This window comes from Aeromonas salmonicida (genome assembly GCF_028355655.1).
Classification (GTDB): domain Bacteria; phylum Pseudomonadota; class Gammaproteobacteria; order Enterobacterales; family Aeromonadaceae; genus Aeromonas; species Aeromonas salmonicida.
In genome coordinates this window covers 3,252,963-3,268,970 of the sequence record NZ_CP110645.1, presented here as the reverse complement: position 1 = coordinate 3,268,970, position 16,008 = coordinate 3,252,963, and the positions used below count along the sequence as shown (strand labels likewise).

Annotated in this window: 17 protein-coding genes; 6 read left to right on the top strand and 11 right to left on the bottom strand. The window is 58.9% G+C overall.

Going from position 1 to position 16,008, the window contains the following annotated elements; genetic code table 11:
* The first annotated feature begins 135 nt into the window (after nt 1–135).
* Entirely contained in the window at nt 136–1,062 is a 927-nt protein-coding gene (locus ONZ54_RS15295) for a toll/interleukin-1 receptor domain-containing protein (RefSeq protein ID WP_271786577.1), read from the top strand.
* A gap of 152 nt (nt 1,063–1,214) precedes the next feature.
* Nucleotides 1,215–1,496 carry a hypothetical protein gene (locus ONZ54_RS15290; protein WP_271786576.1) on the top strand — a complete coding sequence of 94 codons (282 nt, stop codon included), beginning with the start codon at nt 1,215–1,217 and terminating at the stop codon, nt 1,494–1,496.
* A 97-nt stretch (nt 1,497–1,593) separates the two neighbouring features.
* Here the strand turns inward: ONZ54_RS15290 and ONZ54_RS15285 are convergent, their stop codons facing one another.
* From ONZ54_RS15285 to ONZ54_RS15260, 6 genes are all read right to left on the bottom strand, one after another.
* Nucleotides 1,594–1,809, bottom strand: a complete 216-nt coding sequence (locus ONZ54_RS15285; protein ID WP_005313020.1) for a YdcH family protein — start codon at nt 1,807–1,809, stop codon at nt 1,594–1,596.
* A gap of 285 nt (nt 1,810–2,094) precedes the next feature.
* Complete coding sequence (locus ONZ54_RS15280) at nt 2,095–2,691, bottom strand: hypothetical protein (protein WP_271786575.1); 597 nt, start codon at nt 2,689–2,691, stop codon at nt 2,095–2,097.
* Between the two features lie 11 nt (nt 2,692–2,702).
* Nucleotides 2,703–4,049 carry an MATE family efflux transporter gene (locus ONZ54_RS15275; RefSeq protein WP_021137933.1) on the bottom strand — a complete coding sequence of 449 codons (1,347 nt, stop codon included), beginning with the start codon at nt 4,047–4,049 and terminating at the stop codon, nt 2,703–2,705.
* A 135-nt stretch (nt 4,050–4,184) separates the two neighbouring features.
* Nucleotides 4,185–6,008, bottom strand: coding sequence for a SulP family inorganic anion transporter (locus ONZ54_RS15270; protein ID WP_271786574.1), 1,824 nt, complete (start codon nt 6,006–6,008; stop codon nt 4,185–4,187).
* A gap of 70 nt (nt 6,009–6,078) precedes the next feature.
* A complete protein-coding gene (locus tag ONZ54_RS15265) occupies nt 6,079–6,672 on the bottom strand; it encodes a nucleotidyltransferase family protein (protein ID WP_271786573.1) in 594 nt (197 codons plus the stop codon).
* Nucleotides 6,662–6,919, bottom strand: a complete 258-nt coding sequence (locus ONZ54_RS15260; RefSeq protein WP_005313036.1) for a GNAT family N-acetyltransferase — start codon at nt 6,917–6,919, stop codon at nt 6,662–6,664. The genes ONZ54_RS15265 and ONZ54_RS15260 overlap by 11 nt, the downstream gene beginning before the upstream one ends.
* Nucleotides 6,920–7,053: 134 nt before the next feature.
* Between ONZ54_RS15260 and cysM the strand changes: the two genes are divergently transcribed.
* Together cysM and ONZ54_RS15250 are read left to right on the top strand one after the other, a co-directional pair.
* The gene (gene cysM, locus ONZ54_RS15255) at nt 7,054–7,968 is read left to right on the top strand and encodes a cysteine synthase CysM (protein WP_271786572.1); all 915 of its coding nucleotides are present in this window, start codon (nt 7,054–7,056) and stop codon (nt 7,966–7,968) included.
* Nucleotides 7,969–8,136: 168 nt separating this feature from the next.
* Nucleotides 8,137–8,418, top strand: coding sequence for a hypothetical protein (locus ONZ54_RS15250; RefSeq protein WP_271786571.1), 282 nt, complete (start codon nt 8,137–8,139; stop codon nt 8,416–8,418).
* Between the two features lie 34 nt (nt 8,419–8,452).
* Here ONZ54_RS15250 and ONZ54_RS15245 read toward each other — a convergent pair whose 3' ends face one another.
* From ONZ54_RS15245 to ONZ54_RS15230, 4 genes are read right to left on the bottom strand one after another with little or no spacing between them, the layout of a single operon-like run.
* Nucleotides 8,453–9,637, bottom strand: a complete 1,185-nt coding sequence (locus ONZ54_RS15245; RefSeq protein ID WP_271786570.1) for an iron-containing alcohol dehydrogenase — start codon at nt 9,635–9,637, stop codon at nt 8,453–8,455.
* Between the two features lie 17 nt (nt 9,638–9,654).
* The gene (locus tag ONZ54_RS15240) at nt 9,655–10,173 is read right to left on the bottom strand and encodes an SCP2 sterol-binding domain-containing protein (RefSeq protein ID WP_271786569.1); all 519 of its coding nucleotides are present in this window, start codon (nt 10,171–10,173) and stop codon (nt 9,655–9,657) included.
* Nucleotides 10,154–10,756, bottom strand: coding sequence for a TetR/AcrR family transcriptional regulator (locus tag ONZ54_RS15235; protein WP_059167658.1), 603 nt, complete (start codon nt 10,754–10,756; stop codon nt 10,154–10,156). The genes ONZ54_RS15240 and ONZ54_RS15235 overlap by 20 nt, the downstream gene beginning before the upstream one ends.
* Before the next feature lie 20 nt (nt 10,757–10,776).
* A complete protein-coding gene (locus ONZ54_RS15230; protein WP_271786568.1) occupies nt 10,777–12,210 on the bottom strand; it encodes a coniferyl aldehyde dehydrogenase in 1,434 nt (477 codons plus the stop codon).
* Nucleotides 12,211–12,423: 213 nt separating this feature from the next.
* Between ONZ54_RS15230 and ONZ54_RS15225 the strand changes: the two genes are divergently transcribed.
* Nucleotides 12,424–12,717, top strand: coding sequence for a hypothetical protein (locus tag ONZ54_RS15225; RefSeq protein WP_005313055.1), 294 nt, complete (start codon nt 12,424–12,426; stop codon nt 12,715–12,717).
* Between the two features lie 65 nt (nt 12,718–12,782).
* Here ONZ54_RS15225 and ONZ54_RS15220 read toward each other — a convergent pair whose 3' ends face one another.
* Nucleotides 12,783–13,229, bottom strand: a complete 447-nt coding sequence (locus ONZ54_RS15220) for a C40 family peptidase (RefSeq protein ID WP_021137925.1) — start codon at nt 13,227–13,229, stop codon at nt 12,783–12,785.
* Nucleotides 13,230–14,113: 884 nt separating this feature from the next.
* On the opposite strand from ONZ54_RS15220, the gene ahh1 reads away from it, so the two are divergent.
* A complete protein-coding gene (gene ahh1, locus ONZ54_RS15215; protein ID WP_271786567.1) occupies nt 14,114–15,979 on the top strand; it encodes a hemolysin Ahh1 in 1,866 nt (621 codons plus the stop codon).
* Nucleotides 15,980–16,008 lie beyond the last annotated feature (29 nt).

The window sequence follows — 16,008 nt, the reverse complement described above, 5'->3', positions numbered from 1 at the left end:
TCAAAGATGATGTGTTGATATGTTAGGTAAGGCTGGGCAGGATGTACGGGGCTGAATCCACCACCGCAGCATGTTGTTATATAAAAATTCATTTCGTAATGCATAGTTATTTATATAGGGGAGAGTAATATAATTATGAATGGTTTAGAGAAAATTGAGCTTATTGATGCGATTGCTGTTGAATTACAATCTAGAATGACGTTTTCAGATATTGATGTTTATTTTTCTGGACATAAAGTTCCAACAGAGGCTAGTTACCCAACTAACAGTAAGCGCTCATATTCAAAAGATATGCTTTCAAAGGTTAGTGATGAAGTTCTTTTTAAAATTGCAGAGGAACTCTCACTTGAAATACCGATGATGAATGCTATGTCTACAAAAGAAGTAACTTTTTGGAAGGCCGGGCATTTTAAATTGTTCATTAGTCATTTAGCTTCATTCAAAGTGCAAACATCTCATTTACAATCGGCTTTAAGGAAATATGCAATTTCTAGTTTTGTTGCACATGAAGACATTGAGCCAACGAAACAGTGGCAAGAGGAAATTGAAGCTGCCCTCCATACTATGGATGCCTTAGTGGCAATTCTAATGCCTGGTTTTCAAGAAAGTCGTTGGTGTGATCAAGAAGTTGGCTTCGCCGTTGGTCGTGATGTTCTTGTGATACCTTTACGCAAAGGATTAGATCCGTATGGTTTTATTGGTAAGTACCAAGGCATTCAAGCTCAAAATAAAACTATTGGTGATGTGGCGGAAGCAATATTTCAAACCTTGATCAAATCGCCAAAAACGAAGAATAAAATTCTAATGGCAATGTCAGGAGCAGTGTCTAACGCCAGCTCACCTGAAGAAGCTCTTGATAAAGTTGCCATCCTTAAATCGTTGGATAATATATCAGTAGATTTACTTGATAGCTTAAAAAAACAGGTGTCTGATAATTCTTTGTTGATGGAATCACAAGGGTTTATTAATTCATTTAATGCTTTGCTTTCTAAATTCGGTATCCAAAAATTAAATCACTCTAAGCAAGAACCAGAAATGGAGTGGGAGGATATTCCGTTCTAGTAAATACCTGAACAAGTATCAAAAAGGGATTTATATATCGTGGCATGTTGATCACGTATTGAGTTCTGTAGGCCAAAGCTTTTTTCTCTCCAAGGCAGGTAAGCTGCGGGGCACACGGCGTCAAGCAGGAGAAGGGATGATGACAGAACAATATGCAGCCGGGACGATCGGTATTTTGGGGGCGGGCGGGCGGTCTCGGGCTGCCGCTGGCGCGGGCTCTGCTGGCGGCAGGCAAGCCGGTAGCGGTGACGGTCTGCAGCGCCGAGAAGGCGGCCCGTCTGCAGGGGGAGGGGATCAATGCCCATCCGCTGACGATCTCTGCCCATATGCCCGCTACTGATAAACAAGAGCTGTGGCCCATCCCCTGCGAATCGCTGGTTATCTGCGTACCGCCCAACAAGACCGACAATGATCCGCAGGCGGTGTCGGCCTGATATGGTCTGCGCCGCTCCGTCGTGAGCGGGCGATAAAAAGCCCGGCTTGAGCCGGGCTGGAGGGATAAGTTGCTTATCCGGGTATTCGTCGAGGCGTCTAATGTGGATGTTGTTTGAGGATGTCGTATATCTCCTCTTTCAGTTTGAGTTTCTGTTTTTTCAGATCCTTCACCTCGGAGCTGTAGTCGCTGGCATGATGCTTTTCCAACTTTCTAATCTCCGCATCCAGGTCGTTGTGCAAGTCAAACTTCTTCTGGAAATGGACATCACTGCTCTTCAGTTTCGAGATGAGATCTCTGTACTCTGGGAACATGTAATGAAGCCTCCTTGGTTTCGTTTGATTGTGCCTTCAAAACAAAAGTACCCCTTCCCCCCAGAGATAAATGTGATCCCGATCGAATTCGGAACCAATGATTTGCTGCATGGGGAAGATGATTTTTAACTCATTGAATCACAAGCTGATAAGTCATTTGTAAGTAAGGTTTTGAGCTTCAAACTGGAATCTCGATCACAGTTGTGACGGTTTGATGACGGCGGCGGGCTGGCAAGGGGGTAGCAAAAAGGGGCGCAAGGCCCCTTTTCGTAACGGGTATGGCGTTTACTCTTTTTTCTTTTTCTTCTCGGGCAGCGGCTTGCCATCGCGGGCGATGACCTTGCCCACTTCGAAGCCTATCTGCGCTGCCAGCTCTTCCAGATCCGGCGCCTTGGCTTCGTTGCCGATGGCGTACTGGTAGTTGGCTATGGTGATCTTCTCGGCCACCGGGGTGCCCGGGACTATGGGCTCACGCCAGCCCTGCCCCACATGAGCGACGAGCGTGCCGTTCATGATGAGCTCGCCGACGATTTCCTGGGTGGGGATGCCCTTGCCGTAGGTGAGACCCTGCGGGTGCTTCTTGCCGACCAGCGGCTCCGTGCTGGCAGGCATCAACTTGGTGCGGATCAGCCACTTGGGATCCTTGGTCTTGCCGAGTGCTTTGCCAGTCTGGTATTCGTTGATCTTGATGGTCTTGATCATCTGGGCCATAAAATCTTTGGTCAATGCTTTCTGGGCTTCACTCGTCTCGTCGATGGCGATGGCGATGGGTGCCACATACCAGATTTTGGAGGCCTGCGCCTTGGGAGCCGCGGGCGCGGTTTGCGCCATGGCCAACGGGCTGAGCAGGATGGCAGCCAACAAGAGTCCGATTTTCTTCATTGTGATTCCGCTTATGTTTCAACAAGAATTTTGTTTTGCCAGCGACGACTGCGCCAGCGCCAGAACATGGCCAGACCGCGCACCCACTCATCGCAGGCGAGCGCCAACCAGATGCCGACCAGTCCATAACCCTGCATGATACCAAGGAAATAGGCGAGCGGAACGGCAATCCCCCACATGGAGACGAGCGCCATGTAGAGCGGGAAACGGGCATCCCCGGTGGCACGCAGGGCGTTGATCACCACCAGATTGAAGGTGCGGCCGGGTTCGAGGATGAGGCTGATGAGAAACAGCTGTGCCACCTGGGTGATGATGTCCGGATCGTCGGTGAACAGGCTGATGATGGCGCGGCCGTTCAGGGCGGCGGCGATGGCGATCAGGGTCGTGACGATGAGGCCTAACTTGAGGCTCTTCATCAGCTGGTTATAGGCCTGCTCGAAGCGGCGCGCTCCCGCCAGATGGCCGATGATGATCTCGTTGCCAAGGCCGATGGAGAGGCCGAACAGCAGGATGAACAGGCAGATCTGGAAGAAGTAGGACTGGGTCGCCAGCGCCTTGTCACCGAGCAGGCCGACGAAGGCGGTGACCACCATGAACTGCAACATCCAGGAGAGGTTCTCCCCCGCCGCCGGCAGACCTATGTGCAGCACCTTGTCCAGCATGACCTTGCTGGGGCGAACTATCTCGGGCAGACGCAAGCGGATGCCTGTCTTGCGCGTCACCAGCCACACCAGCAGCACTACGCCAACGATGCGACCCGCCACAGTGCTGATGGCGACCCCGGCTACCCCAAGCTGGGGCAGGCCGAACCAGCCGTAGAGCAGCAGCAGGTTGCCGACGAAGGTGATGAGGTTGACGGTCAGAGTCACGTACATGGCCTGACGGGTATGACCGTGGGCGCGCAGGGTGGCGGCCAGACAGAGTGCTGCCGCCTCCGGCAACAGGCACAGGCCGATGATCTGCAAATAAAGGGTGGCATCGCCCATCAGGTGGGCGGGCAGGTTCATCAGGGAGAGCATGGTGCTGGCACCGGCGAGCACGCCGACCGCGGCCACCAGCCCCACCAGCAGGTTGAAGCCGATGGCGGTGTGGATGACGATGCGGGCTTTTTCCCGATCGCCAGCCCCCAGATACTGGGTGATCACCACGCTGGTGCCTATGCTGACGAAGCTGAACAGGGTGATGGCCAGATCAAACACCTGGTTGCCGACCGCCAGTGCGGCGACGCCCTGATAGGAGACGTGGCCCACCATGAAGGTGTTGAGGGCCCCGGTCAGAAAGTGCAGGGCGAGATCGATAAATAGCGGCCAGGTCAGGGAGAAAAGTGTGCCCGGGCCCGCGTGGGGTTGAGTTTGCATGGGATGTCCAAATACTGGGGATGGCCCTCGTCAGCGCCATCTGGACGGGCATTTAACACCAAGAGCCTGCGGGGTGCAATCTTGCCTTGGGAGGAGAGTGTGTCAGACCAGCTCTGGGCATGGTCTGGCAACCGATCAGGCCAGGGTGGCACCCGCCTCCTGCTCGGAGGGCAGGGTGAGCCGCGCCGAGTCCGGCAGGGCATCATCCTGGGGCCAGTGGGAGAGGATGGCGTCCGTGGTGCTCTCCACCACGGCGTCATCCTTGAACACAGGCTCGCGGTAACAGCGGGTCATGCGCAGCGCCTGATACATGTCGGGGCAGAGGATGACACCCTCGTCGCCCACCCGGATCCCTGCCTGCTTGAGCCACTGGCTCATCTGGCCGTGGCGACCCGCCATCACCATGTGAATGCCGCGCCGTTTCAGATCCCTGTGCAGCTCCCCCACCATGCTCATCACGCTGATGTCCTGATGGGTGAAACAGGCCACCGCATCCACCACCAGGCATTTGGGATTGTGGGGATCCTGTACCAGCAGCGCCAATACCCGCCGTTTGAAGTAGGGGGCGTTGAAGTAGGTGAGCGGCGAGTTGAAGCGATAGACCAGGATGCCGGGAATGGCCTTGGCCTGTTCGTTGTCCCCCAGGGTGCGTACTACCCCCTCGTCATCCATGCCGAGCAGTTGATCGGTGGGGCGCATCACGTTGCGCAGGAACTGGAACAGACCCAGCAAGACGGCGAGGGTGATCCCAGGGATCACCCCCATGGCCAGCACGCTGATGAAGGTGATGAGCGCGAGCCAGAAGGCGGATCTGTCGGAGTGGCGCAGGGCCCAGAGGCTGCGAAAGTCGGTGAGCGACAGCGCCGCCATCACCAGCACAACGCCGAGGGCGGCCGTGGGTATGTATTGCAGCGGCGCCGTCAGGTAGAAGGTGATGATGGCGATCACGGCGGCGGCTATGATGGAGACCAGCTGGCTCTTGCCGCCGTTGGCGTCGTTGACCGCGGTGCGAGAATCGGCGCCGCTGATGGCAAAGCCCTGGGAGGCGGCGGCCGCCAGATTGGCCATGCCAAGGGCCCGAAACTCCTTGTCCGCATCTATTTCGTAGCCGTTTTTGGCGGCGAAGCTGCGGGCGGTGAGCATCATGGAGACGAAGCTCACCATGGCAAGGTTCAAGGCGGGCAGCACCAGTTCGCGCATCAGACCGGGAGGAAACTGGGGGAGCTGAAACGCGGGCAGGCCCGAGCCCACCAGACCGAGGGTGGCGATTTCGTGATCCCCAAGGCTGAAACCCCATACCAGCGCCCCCGTCACCACCATGGCTACCATGGAGGAGGGCCAGGCAGGCTTGTAACGTTTGGCCAGCAGCAGGGTGAGCAAGGCGGTCAGGCTCATGGCCAGGGTCGGCAGATGGGTTTGAGTGATGTAGTAGGCCCCGCTGGCGATCCGCTCTATGAGGTAACGCTCATCGAAGGTAAACCCGAAGATCTTGGAGAGCTGGCCCACCATGATGGTGATGGCCACCCCGTTGAGCAGCCCCATCAGTATGGGGCGGGAGAGAAAGTCTGCCAGCACCCCCAGCTTGAAGCGGCTGGCGATGAGGCACCAGAAACCCGTCATGGCGGTCATTGTCATCACCAGTTGCCAGTGGCGGGTCGCATCACCGGCGGCGAGCGGGGCCACCACGGCGGCGATGACGGCGCAGGTGGCGGCATCCGGGCCGACGATAAGCTGGCGGGAAGTGCCAAACAGGGCATAGACCAGCATGGGCAGTATGCAGGAATAGAGGCCGACCAGGGGCCCCACGCCGGCGAGCTCGGCATAGGCGATGGCCACGGGCAGCGCCACGGCCGCCACCGACAGTCCAGCGCGCACATCCGGCATCAGCCAGGCCCGCTGGTATTGCAGCAGGGCGGCGAGACCCGGTAGCCAGCGTTCGAGAGAGAAGAAGTCGCGCATTATTTAACCCATTGAGTTACAAACAGCTTTTCCCTAGTGTGCCCAAGGTTGCCGAAACATTGCAATGCGGTTATGGCCAGTTCACTACAAGGTCAGGCCAGATGCTCAGCCAACGTTTTTCCTGGATGCGCTGCACAAACACCTGGCTCTCCTGACGACAGCGCGGATTGGCACTCACCTGCAGGGACCAGTTGTGGGCAAAACCGTAGGGGGCCAGCCACTCGAACTCCTCGTCCGGCAGCAGCCTGACCCCGATGCAGGTAGATATCTCCACCCAGTGGCTGAGGGCTTCCAGACTGCTGGCAAAGGGGGAAACCCGCTGGCGCTGGTGCATGCGGGCCTGATTGCGCACTTCCCAGCGCTGGCCGGGCAGGCGGGCCGTCAGCCACTGCTCATGTTCAGACTCTGCCAACCCTTGCGGGTCAAGGGGGTCTAGGTAGATGAGATCGATATCGTTGAGCGGGGTAGGTACGGCTTTACCGTGCAGGTGATCCCAGATGAGGTTGCGGATAAAACCGGCCCCCAGCGCCCAGTCGGGCAGGGCCAGCTCGGCGGCGGTCTGCAAACAGGCCATCCGCTGGCGATCGGCCCGCAGCAGGCGTTCTGTCTGCACTCTCAAGTCAGTGTCGTCTTGTGCCAACGGGGCCAGCACCTCAACCTGCATTGCGGCGCAGCCAGACGTCTATGTAGCTGCAGCTGGGCACTATGGTGAGCCCCTCGGCCTGGGTCCAGTCGTAGAAGGTGCGCGCCAGCTGATCGGCGATGCCCTGTATCCTGAGCTCCGGCGGGACGAAGGTGCTGTAGGCATCTATGGTCTTGGCATCGAGCCGGCGGTAACGCAGCCTGGACTCCTTGCCATCCACCACACAGATGAATTGTTGCTGGTTGGCCTGATGAATGATCTCGCTCATGCTTGCTCCTCGATACGGGGGATGGGGCTATCTGACCATGTTGGCAACCCTTTGCCAACTGTGCGGGCTCGCTTACACTGCGAACCCCATCGGGTGCATACCCGCTAGCCAAGGTATAGAACAGTTAACAGAGGATGGATCCCATTATGGCCTTCGCCACGCTGGAAGATCTGATTGGCAATACCCCCTTGCTGGCCCTGCGCCGCATCAATCCCTGGCCCGACGTCATCCTGCTGGTGAAGCTGGAGGGCAACAACCCGGCTGGTTCGGTCAAGGACAGGCCGGCGCTGAACCTCATCAGGGCGGCGGAAGCGAGTGGCAAGTTGCGCGCGGGAGCCAGGCTGATTGAGGCCACCTCCGGCAACACAGGCATCGCCCTTGCCATGGTGGCGGCGGCGCGAGGTTACCGGATGCGGCTCATCATGCCGCGCACCATGAGCCAGGAGCGGCGAGATGCCATGCAGGCCTATGGCGCCGAGCTGGTGCTGGTGGAGAACGGCATGGAAGAGGCGCGGGATCTGGCGCTGGCCATGGAGGCCCGCGGCGAGGGGCTGGTGCTCGATCAGTTCAACAACCCGGCCAACCCGGATGCCCACTATCAGTCGACCGGCCCCGAAATTTGGCGCCAGAGCGAGGGGGCGGTCACTCACTTCGTCTCCGCCATGGGCACCACTGGCACCATAATGGGGGTCTCCCGTTATCTGAAGGAGCAGAACCCGGCGGTGCAGGTGATAGGCCTGCAACCGGCAGAGGGGAGCCAGATCCCGGGCATTCGCCGTTGGCCTGCAGCCTATCTGCCCGCCATTTTCGAGCCACAACGAGTCGATCGGGTGCTGGATGTGACGCAAGAGGAGGCGCTGGTCATGATGCGCCGACTGGCGCGGGAGGAGGGGATCTGCTGCGGAGTCAGCTCAGGTGGTGCTGTGGCCGGAGCCCTGCGGGTGGCGTCAGAGATCAAGCAGGGGGTGGTGGTGGCCATCATCTGTGATCGGGGGGACCGCTACCTCTCCACCGGGGTCTTCACGCCGCCAGAGCAGGTGGCCACCTAGCGTGGCGCTCGGTACTGCCTGAAACCAAGATGTTATTAATCAGTACCTTGCTGATAGTTTTCTTCATGTACAACTTGTAACAATCCATCCGGTTCGCAAGGTTGAATCCCTCTCTCTCCTGTTTGACACTCGGCGCCCTCTCGTCACCGATGCAAACAGGAGCGTCACATGATCTTGCCTTCCTCTCTGAGCATTTTCCTTATTGGCCTGAGCCTGGCCCTGACAGGCTGCGCCGTCGAACCCTACGCCTACCAGTGCGGCGAAAAGCACTGCTCCGTCATCGATCACAAGGGGGAGAAACATGAGCGGCCGCTGGATGAGATGAAACCCGTCTGGGAGCGCAACCAGGAGCGGGAAGAGGCCATCCGCCGCAACAAGGAGTCCATCTGGCGCGAAAAAACGCCTGAAGAGAACGGCAACTACGGCGCCGGTGCCACCATCCGCTGGTAACTGAGGGCCCCGCGATGCGGGGCCCTCAGCCTGATTACTCCCACGCCCGTTCCAGCAGGTCGAGCAGTTGAGCCCGGTCGGCATCCTTGCGGTTATAGAGCAGGGCGCCGTCATTGATGGCAAGATCCCGGATCTCGGGCAGCAACCCCTTGTCGGTGACGCCTGCCTCACGCAAGGTGCGCGGCAGCTTCACCGCCTGCCACAGGTTATCGCGCAGGGCGCACAGAGCCTGGATGGCCGCCTGGGCCCGTTCTGTGGCCGGGGTTGCCGCAAAACGCTCGGCGCCGACCAGGGGCAGCAGCAGGCGGGCCAGCTCAGGGTCTATGCCCGGGCGGTTGTAGTCGAGCACGGTCGGCAGGAAGAGGTTCATGCACAGACCATGGGGCAGGTGACAGCGGGCCCCCAGGCTGTGGCCGAGGGCATGCACCAACCCCACCATGGAGTTGGAAAACGCCATCCCCGCCAGGGTGGATCCTTCCGCCAGTTGCAGCCGCAGCTGCTTGTCCTGCGGGCTTTGCAGCACCTTGGGCAAGGCGTTGGCGATTTTTTCTATCGCCATCAGGGCCAGGGCGTCGCTGACCGGATTCTTGGCATTGCCGATGAAGGCCTCGATGGCGTGGGTCATGGCATCCATGGCGGTGGCGGCCGTGATGTTGAGGGGCAAGCCCTGGGTGAGGCGCGGATCCAGCACCGCCAGCTGGGGCAGCAGGAAGGGGGAGGTGAAGGGCACTTTGCGCCCGCTCGCCTCATCCTTGATCACCGCCACCAGCGTCACCTCGGATCCCGTACCTGCCGTGGTGGGCACCACCGCCAGTGGCTGCAAGGGCCGGGTCAGACAGCCTGCACCGGCGTAATTCAGCAGCCGATCCCCGCCCATGGAGGCGAGGATGTTGACCGCCTTGGCTGTGTCGATGACGGAGCCGCCGCCCAGCGCCACCAGGCTGTCGCATTCGAGCTCCCGATAGCGGGCCGCGATCCGCTCCACCACGGCGGTGGAGGAGTCGGCCGGGATCTCGTCCCAGATGTCGGCGACCGGCAGCTCCCCCTCGGCCAGCACATTGGCCAGCAGGGTGGCGAGCCCTGTGCCGCTGACCCCCTTGTCGGTGAGCAGCAGCGGACGGCGTGCCCCCAGACCCGCCAATTCGCCAGCCAGCTGTTCCAGCGCCTGCTCGCCCGCCATCAGTTTGACCGGACAGAAGAAATCGTAATAGCGACTCATGTTGTTCATCCTTTTATTCAGCCGGTCAGCAGACCCAGGTAGATGTGGCAGGCACGCGCCAGCTTGTTGCGCGGGCTCGGATAGTGGCGCAGCAGCGGCCGCGCTATGAAGGCGGGCAGGATCAGGGCCTGCAATTGCTCCAGTGCCCGCACCAGGTGCATGGCGACGGTGAGATCCCCTTCCACCAGCAGGCGGTTTTCACTGAACGCCTGATTGACCCCGAGCCGAAAGCTGAGGGCACGAAAGGCGATACCCGGATGTTTGAAGCGCACCCGCAGCGGGTGCAGATCGCTGCTGGCATGTGCCGGTACGCCGCACTGCCAGCGACCAGCTGCTTTATGGATGATCAGCGCCTGGGTGAGGCCCGCTACCTCCAGCCGTATGGTGAGGCCGTCGGGCAGGGGGGCGAGTTCACGCCGCACCGCCTCATCGACCCGGGCGGCGCGGCACAGGGTGCGCCCTATGACCCAGAGCAGGGTGGCCATCCAGAGACGGCGGCCAAGGGCCGCCAGGGATTCAAGCGTCCGGTTTTGCATGAGGATTCACTCCCGAGATGGCAGACCAGAAGAGGGCGAAGGCACTGGCTTGCCAGTGGGCGTCCTGCCCCAGTTCAGGTTGATCGACAAACAGGGAGGCGCACGCCAGAAACTGGCTCTGGCATACCTCCAGCATCAGGGCCGGTGGGGCTTGCATCAGCACCCCGCTGGCCTGGCCCTGGGTCAGCAGTTGCGGCAGAAAACGCAAGGTCTCGCTCAGGATCTGGCTGCGCAGGGAGCGCGCCAGCAGGGGAGAGTGGAAGAAGCCCAGCACGAACTTGAGCTCGTTGGGATGGGCCTGCATCCACTGCATGGCTTGCTGCCAGTAATGACGGGCCTGCTCGCACAGGGGCAGGGCGGCGTCCGCCTCCGTGATGGCAGCGCCGAGGCGCAGTTTGATGTCCTGATAGAGGCACTGGATCAGCACCTCCTTGCTGGGAAAGTGGTGAAACAGGGTGCCATTAGCCACCCCTGCCGCCTTGGCGATGCGGGCGGTGGCGGCGCCTTGCAGCCCATCCTCTGCACACAGGGCAAGGGCAGCATCCAGGATCTGGCGGCGTTTGTCGGTCATGGGTTTGTTCATGCTGGCCTCGTCACGGGCGGTTAGCGTAAAAACAGCGCCATCATCAGCCGCTGGTGCCAGCGCCGATAAGGGGGATGAACCAGGGAGCCGGTACTGAATTTGCCACGGCTGAGCACGGTTTTGGCCTTGGAGAAGGTGAGAAAGCCTTCATGGCCGTGGTAGTGGCCCATGCCGGAGGCACCTATGCCGCCAAAGGGCACATCATCGGCCGCCACCTGGAACAGGCTCTCGTTGATGGCCATGCCGCCGGAGTGGGTCTCCCGGGTCACCCTGGCTTGCAGGGCCGGATCCAGGCTCATCAGATAGAAGGCGAGTGGGCGGGGGCGGGCACCTATGTAGGCGAGCGCCTCGTCGATGCTGTCGTAGGGCACCAGCGGCAGCAGGGGGCCGAAGATCTCCTGCTGCATCACCTGACAGTGGTTGGGTACCCCGGTCAATAGATGGGGCACCAGTCGGTGGGCTATGTCGTCCCGGGCCGGGCTGCCGCAAGGGTGCACCTGGGCACCCACCTGTTCGGCCTCGGCCAGCCAGCTGGTGATCCGTTCATATTGGCGCACATTGATGATGGAGCCGTAATCCGGGCTGGCCAGTCCCTTGGGATAAATGCGGGCAAAGTGGTTGCGATAGGCCTCGATGAAGGCCTGCTCCTGGCCCCGTGGCAGCAACACATAGTCGGGGGCCACGCAGATCTGGCCGGCGTTGAGGCTCTTGCCGAAGATCATCCGTTCCACTGCGAGTGCGATGGGCATGTCGGGGGCGACAAGGCAGGGACTCTTGCCGCCAAGCTCCAGGGTGAGCGGGGTGAGCTGGGGGGCGGCTGCGGCCATCACCAGCTTGCCCACCGCGGTCGAGCCAGTAAACAGCAGGTGATCGAAGGGGAGGGCGCTGAACGCGGCGGCCACTTGCGCATCCCCCTCGACGACCGTCACCTCCTCTTCGTCGAACACGCCGTCCAGCAACTCGCGTAGCACGGCATTGGTGTGAGGGGTGAATTCGGAGAGCTTGAGCATGGCCCGGTTGCCGGCGGCGATGGCGCTGATGAGAGGTCCCAGGCTCAGCATCACGGGGAAGTTCCAAGGCACTATGATGCCGACTACGCCAAGGGGCTGGTAGAACACCTCGACTTTGGCCGGTGCCAGCAGCAGACCGGTATGGCGGCGATGAGGGCGCATCCAGCGTTTGATCCGCTTCTGGGTGTAGTTGATCTGCATGACACAGGGCAGGATATCGGCGATCAGACTGTCGTAGTCGCTGCGCTGGCCATAATCCCGGGCCAGGGCGTCGCACAGTTGCTGCTTGTGGTCGAGCAGGGCGCGCTTGAGCTGATTCAGATGGGCTCTACGTTCACTCAGGCCAGGCATGGGATTGGCCTGACAGGCTTGCCTGAGCCTGGCCAGCTTGTTTGGTAGCGACAACTTGTCTGTGGAGCTCTCTTGCGACTGAACCAGGTCCATGGCCTACCCCGCTTGTTAATTGACCGACTGATTGGTCGGTCTAAATCTAGCGGCTTGTTAACCGGCTGTAAAGTTATCTCATCTGGCTTGGCACTGGGTCGCGGATGACTCACCTGTTAACTGTGCGACCCACCACACTTTCAGGGTTTGAGGGTTGGTGGTTTATCCAATAAGGGGTAGTTTTTGGTTATCAACCTACAAGGAGTGAGCGATATGACCAGGGAACTGAACAGCTTGTTGGCCCGGCTTGATGATGTGGTCGAGCGGATGCCGGATTGCTTCAATACCTATGAGTTTGCCCAGAAGCTGGCACTGCAACATCAGCGCGAGTTCTTTGCCGCGGGCCACTCCCTGGCCGAGCAGGAGGGGCGTCTGTTGCGGGTGCTGCACCAGAAGATTGCCGAGGCGCTGGCCAGCAGCGATGTGGTGATCGAGGGGGCACTCTTGCCATGCGTGACCCCCTGGGGTGAGAAAGCCACCTCGCCGCGCTGGCATCGCAAGCACTGAGTCTGAAAACAGACAATGAGAAAGGCCCGTCACGGGCCTTTCTCATTTCTCATGGCGAGCGGGGCTCACTGCGTCAGGCGGCGAGCCTGCCAGTAGCGACTGTTCCAGTAGACATTGTCGAGGCGCGAGCGGATCACGCCCTTGCTGGTGGAGGCGTGGATAAACTCACCGGCACCTGTATAGACACCGACATGGTATTGCTGCCAGCCGGTTTTGAAGAAGACCAGATCCCCGTGTTGCAACCGGTAGCGATCGACCGGCGTGCCGAGACTGGCCTGGGATTCTGTGGTTCTGGGCAGGTTGAAGCCCAGTACCTGGCTGTAGGCAAGCTGGGTGAAGGCGGAGCAGTCGAGGCCCGCCCGGCTGGATCCGCCCATGCGATAGGGCACACCACGCCACTGCTGATAAAAGCTGTCGAAGGCACTGCTCTGACGAGGTGGCGGCGGTTCGGGCGTGCTGGAACAGGCGGCCAGCAACAGGGCCAGCAGGGGTAGCAGTAACTTGCAATCCATAGGGGCTCCCTCGATGCGACAACCTGCTCATCATAAACGGGGTTTGGGGCTCGAACATAGCCTTGGCCGTGATAAAACCCATTTTAACAAGGCATGTTGAGTATAAAGGGGGTCGTATGGATTTCATTTATACCATCAAGTACCACTAATTGAATAATATCATCTTGCTTACTTGAATGAGCATTTCAATATTAACGCGTTTATTCTAATGCGATTTAAATAAGTTTATTATTATCCTTGTTGACGTCACTGCGTGATCTGTGTCACGTTCTGATTTCAGGTTAATTCGTTATGATGTTCCTGCGTAATATATACAGTCATGCTGATTACCTGAATGAAGAAATAACAGTATCAAGCTGGATATATAGGGAATTAATTTGTAACAGGCTGTAAATGATATTAACCCCTGGCTGACATTGATTAATTATGGCGCCAGAGGAATAATTCCACCAGCAAAGAGGAGGGTAGCATCATGATCGCAAGCCCATAGCAGTCAGTGTTTCCTCGCACCCTGTCGCCCGTGCAATCCGGGTTACAGGCAAGGCAGACACGATAGACATATGAGTCAGGCCAGTATGTCATATCCGTGATGGCGAGATTCATGACAGATGTCACCCGCATCATAAATGGGGCGCGCACCAGAGCGCGACAACCGTGTAATAGCATCGGCGAACGCCGAGTCGTCCACCCTGGACTGCATTGCGGTCCTTGCTCTGCCATATGAAATGTCACCCATCAATCCGTTGTTAATTCACAGCAAGAAAAATGGAAAATACAGCTTGGCTGGCAAAGAGAATAACGCCTCCATATAACCATTGATAACAGGGTTATGCTATTTCACTGCATGGGAAAATAGTCTGGCGGGATTCGATCAGGAGATAACAATGAAAAACAATAAACCACGCAAATTAGTCACTCATATTCCCGCCCTCAGTCTGCTCGCGCTGGCCTTGCTGGCTGGCAGCGTTCATGCCGAAGACATAGGTGAACGCACCGATCAGGGCACAGCCATGCTGGCCAGCCTGCAATCGGAGCAGGGACTGGTCTACCTCAACGCCAGCAGCTGGCTGGATGAACAACAGGCAGCCAAGGCGTTGACCCGTGACCAGTTGCGCGAGCGTGTGCTGGGGCAGGGGGAGCGTATCTTCATCGATTTCAGCGGCATCACTGACAAGGCCGAACGGCAACAGGCCAGAAAAGCCATGGAGCAGCTGGCAGGCATCTCGTTTGATGCCAATTGGGTGCTGGTCTCCGCCTACAAGGGGGAGCTGCTGTTTACCCCGCTGGGGGGCGCGGATGATCCTGCCTTCTATCAGGTGATGGAGCGAATCGACACCCTGGCAGGGCAGGGCAAACGCCACAAGCGCTCCCTGACGCAAACCGCGACGGCGGAAGCGGGCCTGCCTCACGTGGCTTTTTATCTCAACGTCAATCGCAAGATCAGCGATGGCGAGTGTACCTTCCCGCGCTCACGCACCTGGGATCGGGGGGCTCGCCTCTTTTGTGACTCGCCAAACATCTCGCTGGTCTATCGGGTGAATCTGGAGCGCTCCCTGCAATTTGGCAACACGGGGTCAGCTACGCCGGATGCCAAGATAGTGCGGATCTCGCTGGATGACGAGTCGGCAGGTGCCGGTATTCAGCTCAATGAGGACCTCACCTGGAGCGAGAACATCGCAGATTATCTGCTGCTCGATGGCTGGGCGCGGGACTATGCCACCGATGCCATCGCCCAAGATTATCGCTTCACCATCGACGCTTCCAATACCAAGGCGGCTGTGCTCAAGAGTCTGCCGACCAACCTCAACAGCAAGTATGAGCATCGCGAGATCTCGGGTTTCGAGGTGGGGGTGACCGGCGGGGTTGAAGTGAACAAGGATGGGCCCAAGGCCAAGCTGGAGGCGTCAGCCAAGTTCAGCCAGCAGCGTCAGCTAGCCTACAACACCCAGGATTATCGGGTCGAACGCTCGGCGCCGAGTGCCCAGAAGGTGAGTTTCAGCTGGGTGCGGGATCAATACGCGACGGCGGAGTCACTGCTCTCCTCCAAGACCGCCACCGTCTGGGGCATGGGGTACGATGTGGATCACAACCGCATCCAGCCGCTGAGTTACAAGGGCTTCGTGCCGAATCTGGATGTCATCTACAAGGCGGCGCCCGACGAGACGGGCAGTACCGAGTTCAAGATCGACTCTTCGGTCAACATCCGCCCCATCTACACCGGCATCTACAAGCACTACTACGTGGTGGGAGGGCATGTCTCCTTCCAGGGGTTCGAGGATGTCGACAAGCGCAGACGGGTGACCGCCTCAACCAGCTTCAAGGTGGATTGGAACCATCCGGTATTCACCGGCGGACGCCCGGTCAACCTGCAGCTGGGGGGCTTTGACAACCGTTGCCTGAGCGCCGGCGCCGAGCATGGCCTGAGCGCCGTGACCTGTGACGAGACTTCGGCTGCCCAGTCCTTTATCTATGACCAGTACGGCCGTTATGTCAGTGCGCTGGATACCCGTCGCTGCCTCGATGGCAACAACCTCGGCCAGTTGCAGAGCTGCAGTCTGAGTTTGGGCCAGCGCTGGGAGTGGAAGGCGGACAGCGATGCGCTGAGCAACCTGAGTGCTCATCAGCTGCTCGGCCACAATAAGCAGACTGGTGAGCTGGCGCTCTATGACGAGAACGGCAATCCGGCGGATGTGAGCGTACGGACCCTGACCTCCTATACCCGCATCTTTGGGCCACCGGCCGGCAACTGATCTGCCGATGTGTTTGAACCAATGAAAAC